Source organism: Streptomyces sp. NBC_01618 (assembly GCF_045209435.1).
In the GTDB taxonomy this organism is placed as follows: Bacteria; Actinomycetota; Actinomycetes; order Streptomycetales; family Streptomycetaceae; genus Streptomyces.
Window position 1 is genome coordinate 4,626,885 of sequence record NZ_CP109297.1, and the last position, 16,719, is coordinate 4,643,603.

At 69.0% G+C, this 16,719-nt stretch carries 15 protein-coding genes; 11 read left to right on the forward strand and 4 right to left on the reverse strand.

Annotated features, from left to right (window positions below):
• Window positions 1-4: 4 nt before the first annotated feature.
• On the reverse strand, window positions 5-553 hold the full coding sequence (locus OH735_RS21580) for a GyrI-like domain-containing protein (protein WP_406383172.1): 549 nt from the start codon (window positions 551-553) through the stop codon (window positions 5-7).
• 124 nt (window positions 554-677) lie between these two features.
• On the opposite strand from OH735_RS21580, the gene OH735_RS21585 reads away from it, so the two are divergent.
• Together OH735_RS21585 and OH735_RS21590 are read left to right on the forward strand one after the other, a co-directional pair.
• Window positions 678-1,307, forward strand: a complete 630-nt coding sequence (locus OH735_RS21585; RefSeq protein ID WP_406383174.1) for an RNA polymerase sigma factor — start codon at window positions 678-680, stop codon at window positions 1,305-1,307.
• Complete coding sequence (locus OH735_RS21590; RefSeq protein ID WP_406383176.1) at window positions 1,304-2,329, forward strand: CU044_5270 family protein; 1,026 nt, start codon at window positions 1,304-1,306, stop codon at window positions 2,327-2,329. Before OH735_RS21585 ends, OH735_RS21590 begins: the two co-directional genes overlap by 4 nt.
• Before the next feature lie 140 nt (window positions 2,330-2,469).
• On the opposite strand, the gene OH735_RS21595 is transcribed toward OH735_RS21590, so the two are convergent.
• On the reverse strand, window positions 2,470-2,673 hold the full coding sequence (locus tag OH735_RS21595) for a cold-shock protein (protein ID WP_003967102.1): 204 nt from the start codon (window positions 2,671-2,673) through the stop codon (window positions 2,470-2,472).
• Window positions 2,674-3,061: 388 nt separating this feature from the next.
• On the opposite strand from OH735_RS21595, the gene OH735_RS21600 reads away from it, so the two are divergent.
• From OH735_RS21600 to OH735_RS21615, 4 genes are all read left to right on the forward strand, one after another.
• Window positions 3,062-3,940, forward strand: a complete 879-nt coding sequence (locus tag OH735_RS21600) for a menaquinone biosynthetic enzyme MqnA/MqnD family protein (protein WP_406383178.1) — start codon at window positions 3,062-3,064, stop codon at window positions 3,938-3,940.
• Between the two features lie 427 nt (window positions 3,941-4,367).
• Complete coding sequence (locus tag OH735_RS21605) at window positions 4,368-6,290, forward strand: protein kinase domain-containing protein (protein WP_406383180.1); 1,923 nt, start codon at window positions 4,368-4,370, stop codon at window positions 6,288-6,290.
• A gap of 72 nt (window positions 6,291-6,362) precedes the next feature.
• Entirely contained in the window at window positions 6,363-7,562 is a 1,200-nt protein-coding gene (gene mqnC, locus OH735_RS21610; protein WP_406383182.1) for a cyclic dehypoxanthinyl futalosine synthase, read from the forward strand.
• A gap of 7 nt (window positions 7,563-7,569) precedes the next feature.
• The gene (locus OH735_RS21615; RefSeq protein ID WP_406383184.1) at window positions 7,570-8,196 is read left to right on the forward strand and encodes a hypothetical protein; all 627 of its coding nucleotides are present in this window, start codon (window positions 7,570-7,572) and stop codon (window positions 8,194-8,196) included.
• 209 nt (window positions 8,197-8,405) lie between these two features.
• On the opposite strand, the gene OH735_RS21620 is transcribed toward OH735_RS21615, so the two are convergent.
• Window positions 8,406-9,113 (reverse strand): DUF3152 domain-containing protein, encoded by a 708-nt coding sequence (locus tag OH735_RS21620; protein WP_406383185.1) that lies wholly within the window; start codon window positions 9,111-9,113, stop codon window positions 8,406-8,408.
• A gap of 134 nt (window positions 9,114-9,247) precedes the next feature.
• Here OH735_RS21620 and OH735_RS21625 point away from each other — a divergent pair, with 134 nt between their 5' ends.
• The 5 genes from OH735_RS21625 to OH735_RS21645 all read left to right on the forward strand — a co-directional run bounded on the left by OH735_RS21625 (window position 9,248) and on the right by OH735_RS21645 (window position 14,838).
• Window positions 9,248-9,940, forward strand: coding sequence for a demethylmenaquinone methyltransferase (locus OH735_RS21625; protein ID WP_389993976.1), 693 nt, complete (start codon window positions 9,248-9,250; stop codon window positions 9,938-9,940).
• Window positions 9,941-10,135: 195 nt separating this feature from the next.
• Window positions 10,136-11,419, forward strand: coding sequence for a geranylgeranyl reductase family protein (locus OH735_RS21630; RefSeq protein ID WP_406383186.1), 1,284 nt, complete (start codon window positions 10,136-10,138; stop codon window positions 11,417-11,419).
• Window positions 11,420-11,896: 477 nt separating this feature from the next.
• Window positions 11,897-12,343, forward strand: coding sequence for an amino acid ABC transporter permease (locus OH735_RS21635; protein ID WP_406383187.1), 447 nt, complete (start codon window positions 11,897-11,899; stop codon window positions 12,341-12,343).
• 3 nt (window positions 12,344-12,346) lie between these two features.
• On the forward strand, window positions 12,347-14,287 hold the full coding sequence (locus tag OH735_RS21640) for an alpha/beta hydrolase (protein ID WP_406383188.1): 1,941 nt from the start codon (window positions 12,347-12,349) through the stop codon (window positions 14,285-14,287).
• Window positions 14,284-14,838, forward strand: a complete 555-nt coding sequence (locus OH735_RS21645) for a hypothetical protein (protein ID WP_406383189.1) — start codon at window positions 14,284-14,286, stop codon at window positions 14,836-14,838. The genes OH735_RS21640 and OH735_RS21645 overlap by 4 nt, the downstream gene beginning before the upstream one ends.
• Window positions 14,839-15,255: 417 nt before the next feature.
• On the opposite strand, the gene OH735_RS21650 is transcribed toward OH735_RS21645, so the two are convergent.
• Window positions 15,256-16,500, reverse strand: a complete 1,245-nt coding sequence (locus OH735_RS21650) for an MraY family glycosyltransferase (protein ID WP_406383190.1) — start codon at window positions 16,498-16,500, stop codon at window positions 15,256-15,258.
• Between the last annotated feature and the right edge of the window lie 219 nt (window positions 16,501-16,719).

The following is a 16,719-nucleotide window of genomic DNA, read 5'->3' on the forward strand; positions in this document are numbered from 1 at the left end:
CGGGTCAGACCCTGATGATCGGCTCCTGGAGTTCCGTCACCCACTCGTCCTGGTCCTCGGGGCATTCCAGGCTGATCTCGCGGGCGTATCCCGTGGACCGGTAGCCGTTGGCGTCGATCCAGCGGGCCAGGGTCTGGGCCGTCGGCAGTACGCCGTCCGTCGAGCCCCGGTGCATCATGGTCGCGGCCTCGAACGGGGGCAGCTCGACCACCGTGATTCCGGTGTCCCCGAGCGGGCCCACCGGGGCGGAGACCGTCACCCCGGCGTGGACGACGACCGCGCCGCCGCCCTCCGGAGCGTCCTCGTAATGCGCGATCCCGGGGCCGCTCGGACTGACGTCCACCGTGTCCGGCAGCGGGAAGAGCCGGTCGTACAGCGGGCCGATCAACGGAGTGATGACGCGGTTGAGGCGGGTGAGCTGGGCGGCGCCGTAGAAGCGGTAGCCGGTGGCGGGGTCGGTGCGGTCGGGGTGCAGGAGCCCGATGGCGTCGTAGTGGCGCAGCAACCGGGCCGACACCCGTCCGTACCGGGCGAAGTCTCCGATGGTGAACATGATGGCTCCACTGCACTGCTTCACACGGTGTCGAGGTCAAGCGCCGCAGCACCCCGACGTGAATATGACACAGGTCACCGGAACCCCGGTCCTGCTGCGGACAGGACGTGATGTGGAGCATTCCTTGAGAGCCCGGATACGGGCAGGTGACCCGGACGCGTTCGGCAGCCTCTTCGACGACTACGCACAGACGGTGTTCCGGTACGCGGTCCGCTCGACCGGCGACTGGGCCGGTGCGGAGGACGTCGTATCGCTGACCTTCCTGGAGGCGTGGCGGCTGCGCGAGACCCTGCGGGACTCGGACGAGGAGCTGAAGCCCTGGCTGCTCGGCATCGCGACCAACGTCTTGCGCAACACCCGCCGCGCCGCCGGACGGCATGCCGCGGCACTGACCCGGATGCCGGTCAGGCCGGCCGTGCCGGACTTCGCCGATGAGCTGGTGGGCCGCATCCATGACGCGGAACAGCTCGTCGCCGCGCAGGCCGCGCTGGGACGGCTGAGACCCAAGGAGCGGGAGGTGTTCCTGCTCTGCGTCTGGGACGGCCTGGACTACCGGGGCGCCGCACGGGCGCTCGGTGTCCCCGTCGGGACCGTCCGTTCGCGGCTCTCACGGGCCAGGAAGCGACTGAGGGACCTCACCGAGGACGAAATAAAGAAAATCGCAAGAAACATGGAACTACCCGGAGCAGGCGGACAGTACCGGAGTGGCCGCGCCACTGCGGTCCGGTCGAACGAAAGGGAGGGAAACCGATGAGTGCCGATGCGAAGAAGGTTGCGGGGGAGCTCAGGGCGCTACTGCCCGAGCCGCACGGACCGGTCCTGCCGGGCGACCGTCACCGGCTGCTCAAGGAGCACTTGATGAACGAGATCCACCAGGTCCAGGTCCTGGCCGAGAAGGCGCCGCAGGACGCGCGGCCGCGCCGCCGCCGCGCGTGGTACGCCGTGCCTGTCGGCATGGTCGCCGCAGGAGCGCTCGCCTTCACCTTCCTGGCCGGTCCCGGCCGGAGCGGCGGCGACGACGGGTTCCACCTCAGCGCGGCCCCGGTGGTCAAGGTCGAGGTCGGCTCGGCGAACGGCGTCGGAGCGCTGATGGAGAACGTTGCCGAGCGCGCCTCACAGGCTCCCGCGAACCGCGTCGGCCAGAACCAGTTCGTATACGTACGCTCGCACTACTCCAACATGCAGGCGGTCGACGGCAGCCCCTTCAAGCTGAAAACGTACTACCGGGAGTCGTGGACGTCCCAGAACCCCGACAAGGTGCAGAGCCGGCTCAAGCAGCCGGGCGACGACATCATCTGGTCGGCTCCGCGCTCCGAGGACCATGCGCAGGACAACCGCAATCACACCTACGCCGCGCTCCAGAAGCTGCCCACCGAACCCGGTGCGCTGCTGAAGAAGCTCCGTGAGGACGCCGCGTACTCCGGCTCGTCCGACCAGAACCTCTTCGACTACGTGGGCGGCCTGATCAGCGAGTCGATCCTGCCGCCGGAGACGGGTGCCGCTCTCTACCGTGCCGCGGCGCAGATCCCCGGCGTCGTCGCGCTGGACAAGGCACAGGACGGCGACGGCCGGCCCGGTGTGGCACTGGCCCGTACGGACGAGCGGACGCACGAGCGGAAGGAGCTGGTGTTCGACGCCAACAGCTACGACTACCTGGGGATGCGTGCCTACCTGGTCCAGGACACCGAGCTGGGAAAGAAGGGCACCGTCACCGAGATGCAGGCCGTGCTCGACCGCGGCGTCGTGAACAGCCGGTACGAGACGCCGAAGAAGTAGGGAAACGTGTGGGTGGCCACCCACAGGGCGGCCACCCACAGGGCGGCCACTCACAGGCAGGAGCCCTGCTCCTCCGCCGAAGCGGAGGAGCAGGGCTCCTTGGGTACTGCTTACCGGCCGCGATCGGCCGACCCGGGCAACTAGGCCGGGGTGACGTTCTCAGCCTGCGGACCCTTGGGTCCCTGAGTGACGTCGAAGTTCACGACCTGGTTCTCCTCGAGGGAGCGGAACCCGGACGCGTTGATCGCGGAGTAGTGAACGAAGACATCCGGGCCGCCGCCGTCCTGGGCGATGAAGCCGAAGCCCTTTTCAGCGTTGAACCACTTGACGGTTCCGGTAGCCATAAGCCCTCCTTGGGCCAAAGGGTTGCCCTGCTCCAGAACCTGCAAACAAGTCTGAAAACTACAAAAGCCTGCGGGTTACATGCTCCGCAGGCTCTGTACTGCAAGGGAAACCAAACTGCAACTTGCGACGAGCCTAGCACGCAGCATGTGGGGAAGGGTAGAGGGAAAGATCACTTCACTCGGATGTTTGATTGCCGTGCCGATGGCCTGACGAAGTGGGTGTCGCGAGGGGGGTCGCGGGGGTGTCGTGAACGGTTCGCGGAGGCGCTTTCGAGGGGTACGGACAGGGGGCGCGGGCAGGGATTCGGGGCGTTCCCCGGGGCGGGATCCGGCGACGCCGCGCGTACCCGGTGCCGCCCGGGCCGCACCGCGGGTCTAGCCTCGCGATGTGGACAATTCAACCGTCTCAACCGTCGCAGGCGACGACCGTCGCAGCAGGCCGCGCGTCGGCCACATCCAGTTCCTGAACTGCCTCCCCCTGTACTGGGGACTGGCGAGAACCGGAACCCTGCTCGACCTGGAGCTCTCGAAGGACACCCCGGAGAAGCTCAGTGAGCAGCTGGTCAGGGGCGATCTGGACATCGGCCCCATCACGCTGGTCGAGTTCCTCCGCAATGCCGACGATCTGGTCGCCTTCCCGGACATCGCGGTGGGCTGCGACGGGCCCGTCATGTCGTGCGTGATCGTGTCGCAGGTGCCGCTGGACCAGCTGGACCGGGCCCGGGTGGCGCTCGGTTCCACCTCGCGCACCTCCGTGCGCCTGGCCCAGCTGCTGCTCGCCGAGCGGTACGGGGTCAGCCCGGACTACTACACCTGCCCGCCGGACCTCGGCCTGATGATGCAGGAGGCGGACGCCGCCGTGCTGATCGGCGACGCCGCGCTGCGCGCCAACCTGCACGACGCGCCCCGGCTCGGCCTCCAGGTCCACGACCTGGGGCAGATGTGGAAGGAGTGGACCGGGCTCCCCTTCGTCTTCGCGGTCTGGGCGACCCGCAAGGACTACCTGGCGGCCGAGCCCCACCACGTGAGCAAGGTGCACGAGGCCTTCCTGGCCTCGCGGGACGTCTCCCTGGAGGAGGTCACCAAGGTCGCGGAGCAGGCGGCGCGCTGGGAGGCCTTCGACGCGGAGGTGCTGGAGCGGTACTTCACGACCCTGGACTTCCGCTTCGGCCCGGACCAGCTGGCCGGCGTACAGGAGTTCGCACGCCGGGTCGGTCCGACGACCGGCTTCCCGGCGGACGTGAAGGTCGAGCTGCTCGGCGGCTGACCGGACGAGGGGCGCGGGAGGGGGCGGGGCGGAGTGCGGCGCGGACGCAGGGTGCGCCGGACGAGGGAATGGGCCGGGATATAGGTGAATCCCGTACCTCCGGGTCCGATATCGCTTCCCGCCCCTTCCCCCTGTTCTTCTCTCCTGTTCTTCTCTCCGTCCTTCTCCCACCCCTTCCTCCGGTCGGCCATCGAATCGATTCGGGTTAATACGCGTCGAATAGTCGATTCCCGGACGGTGTCCGGGGTGAGTCCCGCTCGTGTACCAGAATCGCTCGGGTGAACGACGTGTTCACGCCTTTTGTTGTGTCGAAAGCCGTTGTTCGTTCCCTTAGGGGGGAAATCGGCGGATGGTTTCCTCTGTGACCCGATGACCTTCGCCCCTAGGCTTCGGTCGGAGGTCCGGCCGGTCCACAGGGGGAGTCCATATGCAGCCGCTGGAAGCCGGCGAACCGCTGACCATCGGTGCCTACCGATTGCTCGGCAGGCTCGGTGCGGGCGGCATGGGCCGGGTCTATCTGGGGCGCAGCGCGGGCGGACGCACCGTCGCGGTAAAGGTCGTGCATCCCCATTTCGCTCTCGACGAGCAGTTCCGGGCCCGCTTCCGGCGGGAAGTGGACGCGGCGCGGCGGATCGGTGCGCAGTGGACGGCGCCCGTCCTGGACGCCGACCCGGACGCGCCCATTCCGTGGGTCGCCACCGGCTACGTGGCCGGGCCCCCGCTGTCCGCCGCCGTCGCCGAGCACGGGCCGCTGCCCGACCAGGCGGTACGGACGCTGGGCGCCGGGCTGGGGGAGGCCCTGGCGGCGGTGCACGCGCAGGGCCTCATCCACCGTGACGTGAAGCCGTCCAACGTACTGCTCGCCCTCGACGGCCCCCGGCTCATCGACTTCGGCATCGCCCACGCCATCGGCGACACCGCCTCCCTCACCTCCACCGGGGTCACGGTCGGCTCGCCCGGCTACATGGCCCCGGAGCAGATCCGGGGCGTGGACATCTCGGGCGCGGCCGATGTCTTCTCGCTCGGCGCGGTGCTCGTGTACGCGGCGACGGGTAACGCCCCCTTCCTCGGCGACTCCTCCGCCGTGCTGCTCTACAAGGTGGTGCACGAGGAGCCCGAGCTGGGGGAGCTGGACGGGGAGTTGCGGGACGTTGTCGCCGGGTGCCTGGCGAAGGAGCCGGAGGACCGGCCGACCCCGATGGAGCTGGCCCGGCGGCTGGCGCCGGGCGGGGCGGCGGCGCTGGTGGCGGCGGGCTGGCTGCCCGGCCCGCTCGTGCGCGAGGTGAGCCGGGCGGCGGTCGCGCTCCTGGACCTGGAGCCGCAGGACGCGCCGGTGCAGTCGGGGCCGGTGCCGTTCAGCAGTGCGACGTGGGGTGTCAGCGGTGCCGGTGGTGTCAGTGGTGCCGGTGGTGTCAGTGGTGTCAGTGGTGCGGATGGTGCCCTGGGGCCGGACGGGTGGGGGAACGGTGCGAACGGTGGGGGTGGCGCGGGCGGTGGGTTCGGCCCGCCGGTCGAGCCGGTCCTGTCGCATGAACCGACCCGGCCGCCCCGGCCGAACGGGCCGCCCTCGTGGCCCGCGACCGCCGGTACGGCCGAGCCGGCCCGGTCGTCGGGAACACCACAGCCGGCCGGTCCGTCGGGAACATCCGGGCCGGCCGGGCTGCCCGGGCAGCGGGCGTCCGCCCCCCACTTCTCCGTCACCGTCGGCGCGGACTCCGGCCCGGCCCGCGCCGATGCGAACCGTGGCCGCCGACTGAGCTGCACCGTCGCCCTCGCCGTGGCGGGCACGCTCGCCGCCGTGACCGTGGGCAGTGCGTATCTGTTGGATCTGATGCCGGGCGGCGGCAGCCGGGACGGCGCCGAGAACGGCGGTGTCGGCCGGACCCCGTCCGCCGCCACGCCCTCCGCCTCCACAGAACCCTCGCGGACCTCGGGCACGGACACGGGTGGCACGGGTGGCCCGGGCCAGGTCGCCGAGCTCCCGGAGGAGTTCGTCGGTACGTGGAAGGGCCCGCTCACCGAGAAGACCACCGGGCAGTCGCACGGCACGCTCACCGCCGTGTTCACCGCCGGGAAGAAGGGCACGGACGTGGTCCGCATGACCACGGAGGTCTCCGCTCTCGGACTGGCCATCCGCTGCAACAGCGTCGCCCGCCTCTCCTCGGGCACGGAGAAGGAACTGACCCTCCGCGAACGCGCCGATCCCGAACGCCCCGGCGACCCGACCTTCTGCACGTCCACCTCCACCGACGTCCACTTCACGCGCGCCGTCGACGGGACCCTCCGCTTCCGGTCCGAGGAGAGGGGCGCGGGGCTCCCGTACGGCACGCTCAGCCGGTCCGGCAGCTGACGCCGACAGGGGCTGGCGTAGGGTGAACCGGTCCGTAGATCCGTTGAAAAACCGCCGAAAGGTGACAGCCCGGTGACCGAGAAGGCCGATCTCCAGCCCATCCTCGACCGAGCCGCCGAAGGCGGTCGGATCACTCCGGAGGAGGCGCTCGACCTCTACCGTTCGGCGCCGCTGCACGCACTGGGCGCGGCCGCCGACGCCGTACGCCGCCGCCGTTACGCCGGTACGGAGCACATCGCGACGTACATCATCGAGCGCAACATCAACTACACGAACGTGTGCGTCACGGCCTGCAAGTTCTGCGCCTTCTACGCCGCGCCCAAGGACACCGCCAAGGGCTGGTCCCGCGATCTCGACGACATCCTGCGCCGCTGCGCGGAGACCGTCGAACTCGGCGGTACGCAGATCATGTTCCAGGGCGGACACCACCCGGACTACGGCGTCGAGTACTACGAGGAGCACTTCTCCGCCATCAAGAAGGCGTTCCCGCAGCTGGTCATCCACTCGCTGGGCGCCTCCGAGGTCGAGCACATGGCCCGGATCTCCAAGGTCTCCGTGGAGGAGGCCATCGAGCGCATCCACGCAGCCGGACTCGACTCCTTCGCGGGCGCGGGCGCCGAGCTGCTGCCGGCCCGGCCGCGCAAGGCGATCGCCCCGCTCAAGGAGTCCGGCGAGCGCTGGCTGGAGATCATGGAGGCCGCGCACCGCCTCGGCGTCGAATCCACCTCCACCATGCTGATGGGCACCGGCGAGACCAATGCCGAGCGCATCGAGCACCTGCGGATGATCCGCGACGTACAGGACCGGACCGGCGGCTTCCGCGCGTTCATCCCGTACACGTACCAGCCGGAGAACAACCACCTGAAGGGCCGGACGCAGGCGACGCTCTTCGAGTACCTGCGGATGATCGCCATCGCCCGGATCTTCCTGGACAATGTCGCGCACATCCAGGGCTCCTGGCTGACCACCGGCAAGGAGGTCGGCCAGCTGTCGTTGCACTACGGCGCCGACGACCTCGGTTCGATCATGCTGGAGGAGAACGTCGTCTCCTCGGCCGGTGCCAAGCACCGCTCCAACCGGCTCGAAATCATCGACCTCATCCGCAAGGCGGGCCGCGTGCCGGCCCAGCGCGCCACGACTTACGAGCACCTCGTCGTGCACGACGACCCGGCGAACGACCCGGTCGACGAGCGGGTGGTCTCGCACATCTCGTCCACGGCGATCGAGGGCGGCACGGCACACCCGGAGCTGAAGCTCCTCAACGCCAACTAGCCTGCCCGTGCTGACGATCCACGCCGCCGACGCGGTGCACAGTGCCCCGGAAGGGGCGGACTCCGTGGCCGTGGACGGCGGCGTGGTCGTCGCCATCGGCGCGTACGGGGAGCTGACCGCCGCCCGTCCGCAGGCCCGGATCCGGCGGTGGTCCGGCCTGATCACCCCGGGACTGCTGAACGCGGGCGCGCCGGCGCTGCTGGAGGCCGCCTACCACCCGGACCCGCGCGAGGCGGACGCGCTCGGCAGCGACCCGCTCACCGGTGACGCGCTCACCGCCCTCGGCATGGACGACGCCCGCTGGGGCGCGAGTGCCCGGCGCGGACTGCAACGCATGCTGCGGCACGGCACGACCGCCGTACGCGGCCCCTTCACCCGCCCCGCCGTACGCACGGCGGTCGCCCGCTCGGGGCTGCGCGTGCACGCTCCGGGCCCGGCGCCGGAACACGTGTCGCTCGACCCGTTGTCGTCCGTACGGGAGCCGGCCGACGCGTTCGCCGCGGACCTGGCCGTCGGCGGGCCCGCGGATCTGGCGGTGTTCGCCGTACGGGACGCGGCTGCGCTGCGCACCGCGGGCGCCGGGAGCTGCGCGGCGACGGTGCTCGGCGGACGGCTGGTCTTCCGGCGCAGCTAGGGTCTTTCGTTTGGATCAGGCCGGATCAGGGAGCGGGGTCCGGTGCCGTGCATCGCAAGGCGGAGGAGGAGGGAGGCAGATGGGGTCTCCCCTGCTCGAGCGGAGCCGAGAGCTTGGGGAAGGAGTCATGGCGATTGACGACAACGCGGCGAGGTGCGGGGCCGGGGCACGCGAGCCCGGCTTGATCCAAACGAGAGGCCCTAGGGACGTCACGGCACGGAAGGGCCGCCCAGGTAGTGGCCCTCGGCGTCGTACGGCCAGGCGTTGGAGACGCAGCCCTTCAGACCGTAGATCTGCTGCATCATCGCGGGGGCGGGCCGGCCCCTGCCCGGGCAGGTCTCGTGGCCGTGGCCCAGCCAGTGCCCGACCTCGTGGTTGATGATGAGGGCCCGGTAGTCGGCGAGCGGGCCGTGGAATTCGGGCGATCCCTGCTGCCAGCGCTTGAGGTTGACCATGACGTCGGTGCCGACCCGGCAGTTGACCACGCCGTGGGTGTCGAGGCCGCTCCGCTCGCAGACGGCGTCGGTGGTCCCCGGCGTGGCGATCCGGATGACCAGTCCCGCCGGGCCGTCGGCGACCTGACGGAAGGTGCGCTCGCCGTGGTGCGACCAGCCCCGTGGTGAGGCCAGGACGCGGGCGATCTCGGCGGCGGCCCGGTCGGGGTCGACGCCCGAACCGTCCTCCACCTCGACCCGGTAGGCCTTGCCCCTGCGGGAGTCCGAGGCGTCCGAGGCGCCCGCGCGGGCGACGGTGAACCTCCCGGTGTGCGACGAGCTCCCGGACGCGGACGACGCGGCCGCCTTCCCGTCGCCACCGCTGCTCCACCGCGTCCCCACCACCGCGGCGGCGCAGATCAGCGCCGCCGCGATGGTGGGGAAGATCAGCCGGCTGCGGCGGCGCGCACCTTGTGCGGACATCTGGGCCCCCTGGCTCCTGGTGACTCGGTGGTCCCCTGTGTATTGACTGCCGACGGACCGAATTGGTTCAGTCCACCCGGGCCCGGGTCACGACCGGCGCGAAGCACCGCGGACCGGGCTGCTTGAATGGGTGGGTGACCCGAGCCTCCCTGGACAAGCAGCCGCACGAAGTCGCCACGATGTTCGACGGCGTGGCGGCGAACTACGACCTCACCAACGACGTGCTGTCGCTCGGCCAGGCCCGGCTGTGGCGCAAGGAGGTCGCGAAGGCGGTGCACGCCCGGCCCGCCGAGAAGGTCCTCGACCTGGCGGCGGGCACGGCGACGTCGTCGCTGCCGTTCGCCGCGACGGGCGCGTACGTCGTGCCCTGCGATTTCTCCCTCGGCATGCTGCAGGAGGGCAAGAAGCGCAACTCCTGGCTGCCCTTCACCGCGGGCGACGCCACCAGGCTGCCGTTCCGTGACGAGACCTTCGACGCGGTGACGATCTCCTTCGGCCTGCGCAACGTCCAGGACACGGACGCGGCGCTGCGCGAGCTGTACCGGGTGACCAAGCCGGGCGGCCGGGTGGTGATCTGCGAGTTCTCGCAGCCGACGTGGGCGCCGTTCCGCACGGTGTACACCGAGTACCTGATGCGGGCGCTGCCGCCGGTCGCGCGCGCGGTGTCGTCCAATCCGGACGCGTACGTCTATCTCGCCGAGTCCATCCGGGCCTGGCCCGACCAGGCCGGGCTCGCCGCGAAGCTCCAGCAGGCCGGCTGGGCGCAGGTCGCCTGGCGCAATCTCACCGGCGGTGTGGTGGCGCTGCACCGGGGCGTACGGTCCTGAAACAACGTGCCGGTGCCGCCCGTTGACGGGAACCCGGGAGGCGGGGCCGGCCGGTCCCGCGCTCCCGCCCGCACCTGCGCGCAGGGCCCGGCCGACGTCGGGGAGCCCTTCGGAAGGCTGCCCGGCGGGCACCCATAGACTGCATGGGACAGGTGCCGCGCGGCACGCGATTTCGAGTCCTCGGGAGATCCGACCGTGACCGAGCCCCTCTCCGGACACAGCGCGGACGTGATCGTCGTCGGGGCTGGCCCGGCCGGTTCCACGACCGCGTACTACCTCGCCAAGGCCGGACTGGACGTCCTGCTCCTGGAGAAGACGGCCTTTCCCCGGGAGAAGGTCTGCGGCGACGGCCTCACCCCGCGCGCCACCAAGCAGCTCGTCTCCATGGGCATCGACATCTCCGAAGAGGCAGGCTGGCTGCGCAACAAGGGCCTGCGCATCATCGGCGGCGGCGTCCGCCTCCAGCTGGACTGGCCGGATCTCGCCTCGTACCCGGACTACGGACTGGTCCGCAAGCGCGACGACTTCGACGAGCAGCTGGCCCGCCAGGCGCAGAAGGCGGGCGCGCGGCTGTACGAGCGCTGCAACGTCGGCGCCCCGATCGTCGACGACCGCACCGGCCGCATCACCGGCGTCAACGCGAAGCTCGGCGAGGAGAAGACCCCGGTCACCTTCCACGCCCCGCTCGTCGTCGCCGCCGACGGCAACTCCACCCGGCTGTCGCTCGCGATGGGCCTGCACCGCCGCGAGGACCGTCCGATGGGCGTGGCCGTGCGTACGTACTTCACCTCGCCCCGCCACGACGACGACTACCTGGAGTCCTGGCTGGAGCTGTGGGACCGCCGTGGCCCCCAGGACCGGCTGCTGCCCGGCTACGGCTGGATCTTCGGCATGGGCGACGGCACGTCCAACGTCGGTCTCGGCATCCTCAACTCCTCGTCCGCCTTCAGGGAGTTGGACTGGCGCGAGGTTCTCAAGGCGTGGTGCGCGTCCATGCCCCAGGACTGGGGCTACACCCCTCAGAACATGACGACGCCGATCCGCGGCGCCGCCCTCCCGATGGCGTTCAACCGCCAGCCGCACTACACCAAGGGCCTGTTGCTCGTCGGTGACGCGGGCGGCATGGTCAACCCGTTCAACGGCGAAGGCATCGCGTACGCCATGGAGTCGGGCCAGATCGCCGCGGACGTCATCGTCCAGGCCCACGCCCGCGCGACCCCGGCCCAGCGCGAACTGGCGCTCACCAACTACCCGAAGGTGCTCAAGGAGACCTACGGCGGCTACTACACGATGGGCCGCGCCTTCGTGAAGCTGATCGGCAACCCGAAGGTCATGAAGGTCGCCACCCAGCGTGGGCTGACGCATCCGCTGCTGATGAAGTTCACGCTGAAGATGCTCGCCAACCTGACCGACCCTACGGGCGGCGACGCGATGGACCGGATCATCAACGGTCTGTCGAAGGTGGCCCCGAAGGCCTGATCTGCCCCCCCGGACCGGCCACGGCCGTGCTCAGTCGGTGAGCGCGGCCGTGGCCGGTCCTCTTTATGTACGTATGCCCACGGAGGGGCAGTTGTTGCTCCGTGGGCGCCGACGGTCGCCGTGGTGATTCGGCACCGACGCAGCGCCCATCCGCAAACCACACCACTGGCATCCGCCCAACTTCCGTACATCAAAGCCGCGTTCATCCCGCAGGTGCCGCAAGGACCTGCCGGCCCGCACGGCACCTACGCGCACTGCGCACCGTGACGGCTTTGAGTCACGTGCCCGAGCGGCCGACGAGCCGGTCTCGGTGACGGTGCGCGTAGGTGCGGATACTCAGGGCCGGTTTGAGTGATCGTGCGGACATCACGCAGCGCACCCGGTGCGTAACGTCTGTGTCGGCAACCTCAGCGAGCACAACAGGCATAGCTGGGACGCTTACCCGGGCGACGCCCGGGTCACGGGGAGGACACGCGCATGGCGTGGGACGAGTGGGAACAGCTCAAGGCGCAGGCCGTCGAGCGGCACACCACCGATATGCAGATCAACAGCGCCTCGGTCGACGGTGGCTACGCCAAGCCGCTCGGTAGCGGGGGCGGTACTGGCACGCTCAAGCACAAGGGCGGCCCGTGGACGCAGGCGGCCGGCACGGCGGATGATCTCCAGACCAGCACGATCACCGCAAAGGCTGACCTGCGCAGAGCTCACGACGGCACTGTCGGCGGTCTGGCCGGACTGTCCAGCCTCGGAGCACTCAAGTCTGTGCTCACCTCGTGGGACGAACGCCTCGGTCGTGTCCGTGAGGAGTGCAGTTCTCTGGAGCCGAAGCTGCGGCAGGTGGCCGTGGACCTCGCCGCAGTGGATGCCGAGGTGGGGGACAAAGCGAAGGCGGTCACGGTGCCGGGCACGAGGAGGGGCGAGTAGACCATGGCCACAGCATCCGGGCTGACATGGCGGCGGCTCCGCGACCTCGAACTGTCGGAACTGACCGATGCCGCCGATGGCTGGCGCGCCGCTTCCTCGTTCGCAGATGCTGCTCGCGAACGCGTCGACGGCGACATGAGCGGCAAGCTCGCCAAGACCCAGGACAGCGAGTCCGCCCGAGCAGCCGTCAAGCGATTGAAGCGACTGAGCGAGAACTACCACTACGTCCGCACCGAGACCGGCCTCATCCGAGGCACCCTCGACGGGCTCGCCAGTGAACTCGGCACCCCACAGCGTCGGCTGCGCGATGCCCTCGGCGACGCCGCTTCTCTCGGATACACCGTCAACGGCGACGGCAGCATCGACTACCCGGCCGGTGGCAAGAACGAGCTGACCGGCGACACGATCCCCGGCGGCTCCGTGATGGGCAACAACGGCCTCATCGGTGCCGGAAACCCGGGGTTGTACCGCGATGCCAACGGCATGTTGGACCCTGCTCTGGGCCCGGGCGCTCCCGCGCTGAAGAGTCCCAACCCGCACCGTGCCAAGGCCCAGGACGTCGCCGACCGCCTCGCCCATGCCCTGCGCGAAGCACGCGAGATCGATGAGCGGTACAGCTCGGCACTCAACAAGCTCAAGGCCGCGCCCGGCCTCACCGTCAACACCGGAACGTGGGCGGACGTCGCGTCCGATGTCGATGCTGTGAGCCAAGCCGCCCACAACTACTTGGAGAAGCATCTTCCGCTCGACAAGTCGCCCGCGGAACGCAAGGAGTGGTGGGACCACCTAGGCAAGGAGCAGCGTGAAGAGTACATCTCCGCATTTCCGGAGCTGATCGGGAACTTGGACGGGATTCCGGCGCTGGTACGCGATGAGGCAAACCGCGAAAATCTTCAGATGCTCATCGGGAAACTCGACGGGAAGCACGATGGCGCTTCCCGAGACATGCTGGGTGGTCTGAAGAAGATCCAGGAGAAGCTGGAGAAAGGCAGCGAGTTCCCGATGTACCTGCTGGGCATCGGTGATGAGGGCAACGGTCGCGCGATCATCGCCTATGGCAACCCCGACACCGCCGACAGCGTCTCGGCTTATGTCCCGGGACTCGGAACCAAGTTGGATTCGGAGTTCGCCGACGGAACGGTCAACCGAGCGCTGCATACAGCCCGCGGCGCGCATCATATTGATCAGTTCAGCAGAACCTCGTCGATCGTGTGGCTCGGATACGACGCGCCGCAGACGACGCCGAGTGATCTGGCCAGCGGTAAAAGCGTGATGTTCACGGACGATGCCAAGGCGGGAGCCCCTGACTACAACGCGTTCATGGAGGGGATCTCCGCAACGCACGAGGGCGGCGCCGCGCACGTCACTGCCATCGGACATTCCTACGGCTCTCTCACGGTCGGGCTCGCAGCTCAGGAGAAAGGCGGGATTCCTGGCGCCGATGACATCATCCTGGTCGGAAGTCCCGGCACGGGCGCGGACAACGCCCAGGACCTCAACGTGGGTAAGGGTCACGTATTCGTAGGCGCAGCCGACAATGACATTGTCACCAAGCTCCCGAACCATGCGGAAGCCTCCGGAATGGCTACTGGCGCGGTCGGCGGAGGGTCGGCCGGATTTGTCCTGGGAGCCGGTATGGCCGGCCCGCCGGGAGCGGTTATCGGTGGCGGTGCCGGTGCCATCGTCGGAGGCATCGGCGGCTATATGGCCCAAGACGCACAGACCGACCCCAATGAGCATTGGTTCGGTACCGACCCGGCAAGTAAGGATTTCGGAGCCACGCGGTTCATGGTGGACGACGGAGCAACCATCATCGAAGATCGTGGAAAGCTGTCGGCGCATTCGAATTACTTCAATCCGGCGAAAGATCAGGCCTCGGCCGACAATATTGCCAAGATTGTGGTTGGGAAGTCTGAAAAGATCAGCTTGGAGACGCCTCGATGAGGATTTTGAGAGCCGTGGTGCTGATGGCTGGTGCGCTGCTCCTGACCGGATGCGACGTATCGGGCGACTCGACTGGGCGGGAGGTAAAGATGAACATGCAGGAGGCAGCGGTGCGAGCGGACGAAGTCCTCGACGGGACATTCGCCGCCATCAAGCCACCGGTGCACTGGACGCACGAGCAGTCGATTGAAGGGGGATGTGACGTACAAAGGAGCCGAGCGGTCATGACGGTCATCTCGGAGGAACGGCGGGGGAGCTTCCTGGGGATGATCGAGCGCTACTGGGAGAGTCAGGGATACAAGCAACTCTCAGTGAACAACTCAGATATGCCAGCCATGTACTACAGGACGCCCGACGGATTCAATGTGCGCGTGCTTATCGGTGGTGCTGGGCAAGCCTTTTTTGAAGTTGCGACGCCTTGTGTGAACGCTTCCAAGGTGTCTCCACCGAAGGCGGAGACAGTCGGCCCGAATTATGCCGGAAAGGAGACCCCCGTTCCTGACGTCAGGTCGGATTTCTGGTCCGTGAAGAGTCCGGTTTCTTCTACGTGACTTTGCAGGGTATTGGCTTTCACGTGCCTGTACGCACCTGTAGTACGGGCTGTACTTGTTCTGCCCGGAACCCACAGGGTCTCGACGATCAGCCCGAGGGCGAACGCGTTGAACCCGTTGTACTGCTGCACGGAGCCCGGGACCGGTAGTGTCTCCGAGCGGTCCGCGGCTGAGGCGAACGACCGCTCAGCAGCCCGGTCGGAGTCACAGACCGCAGTCACCAGCCAGTACCTTCGTCGGGGCTCGGAGTCCTGGCAGGCTGCGGGAATTTGCTGGTGTGGTCGAGCAGTCGGCGGACGATGACCTTTCCGTACGCGGGATGCGCCGACGTCATGTGGGGGTTTGCCCCGGGGTCTGGCCGCGGCCCCGTCACGACCGGAGTCGCCGCGTGGGCTACCACCGGAACCTCGGCGTGGGCTACGACCGCCGCCCCGCGCCCGCGCTCGCACGGCGGACGTCCGCTTCCTCCTCGGTGCGCCGCCCGCCGACGGCGACCACGCGGCCGCCGGACCCGCACGGCCGTACCCGGCCCAGGAGGCGGGCGAGGCCGGCTTCGTAACGGGGCTGGAGCAGCAGAAGCAGGCCCAGTCCGCAGATGAACGCGACGGCGAACAGCATCCAGGACTTGGCGCCCCGCGCCGAGTAGGCCACGATCCCGAACGAGAACAGCGCCGACCAGAAGTACATGAGAAGCACGGCCCGGCGTTGTGAGTGTCCGAGCTGGAGCAGCCGGTGGTGGAGATGCCCCTTGTCGGCGGAGAAGGGAGACCGTCCGTTCCACGTACGCCTGACGACGGCGAGCACGAGGTCCGCGACCGGCAGCGCGATCACGGACAGGGGCAGCAGCAGCGGAATGTAGACCGGCACCATCGCGGCCGACCCGGACGTACCGTCGACGGTCTGCTTGAGGAGGCTCGGGTCGACCTCGCCCGTGACGGAGATGGCGCACCCGGCGATGAGCAGCCCGAGCAGCATGGACCCGGAGTCTCCCATGAAGATCCGGGCCGGGTGCGTGTTGTGGACCAGGAAGCCGAGGCACATGCCCACCAGGATCGCGGAGATCAGCGTGGTGGCCGCGGCGGACTCGATCCCGTAGCCGTACCAGAGCCGGTAGGCGTACAGGAAGAACGCCGTCGCCGCGATGCCCACCGTCCCGGCGGCCAGCCCGTCGAGCCCGTCGACGAAGTTGACCGCGTTGATGGTGAAGACGATCAGTCCCACGGTCAGCAGGGTGCCCTGCCAGTCGGCGAGGTAGATCCCGTCGGTGCCCGGCACCGGGAGCCAGAGGATCGTCAGCCCCTGGAACGCCATCACACCGGCGGCGAGCACCTGACCGCCGAGCTTGACCAGCGAATCCAGCTCCCACTTGTCGTCGAGCACCCCCAGCAGCCAGATCAGTGCGGCACCGGACAGCAGCGCCCCGGGTGTCGAGCTCTGCGTGAAGATCTCTTTCAGGTGCGGCATGTGGGAGGCCACGAGGTATCCGGCGAGCAGCCCGCCGAACATGGCAATGCCGCCCAGGCGCGGAGTCGGTTCACGATGGACGTCGCGGGCCCGGATTTCCGGCATCGCTCCGATCGAGATCGCGAACTTCCGCACAGGACCGGTCAGAAGATGGGTCACCGCTGCCGTGATGAACAGCATGAGCAAGTAGTCCCGCACGGGCGGCCCTCACATCCCGGCCCAGCAGCAGGCCGATACCTGAACAGTTTCTTCCGGTTCCTCCGGCGCCGCTGCTCAGGGTTGGACGGGGCCGGTGGCGGGTCCGGCGCGGCGGTACTTGAAGGCCGGACCCCGGTCGAGGCCCCTCACTGCGCCCCGGCGAGCCTAACCCATGCGGATTCTCCGGTACGGCGGGGAGCAGGAGCGGCCCGGCCGCCC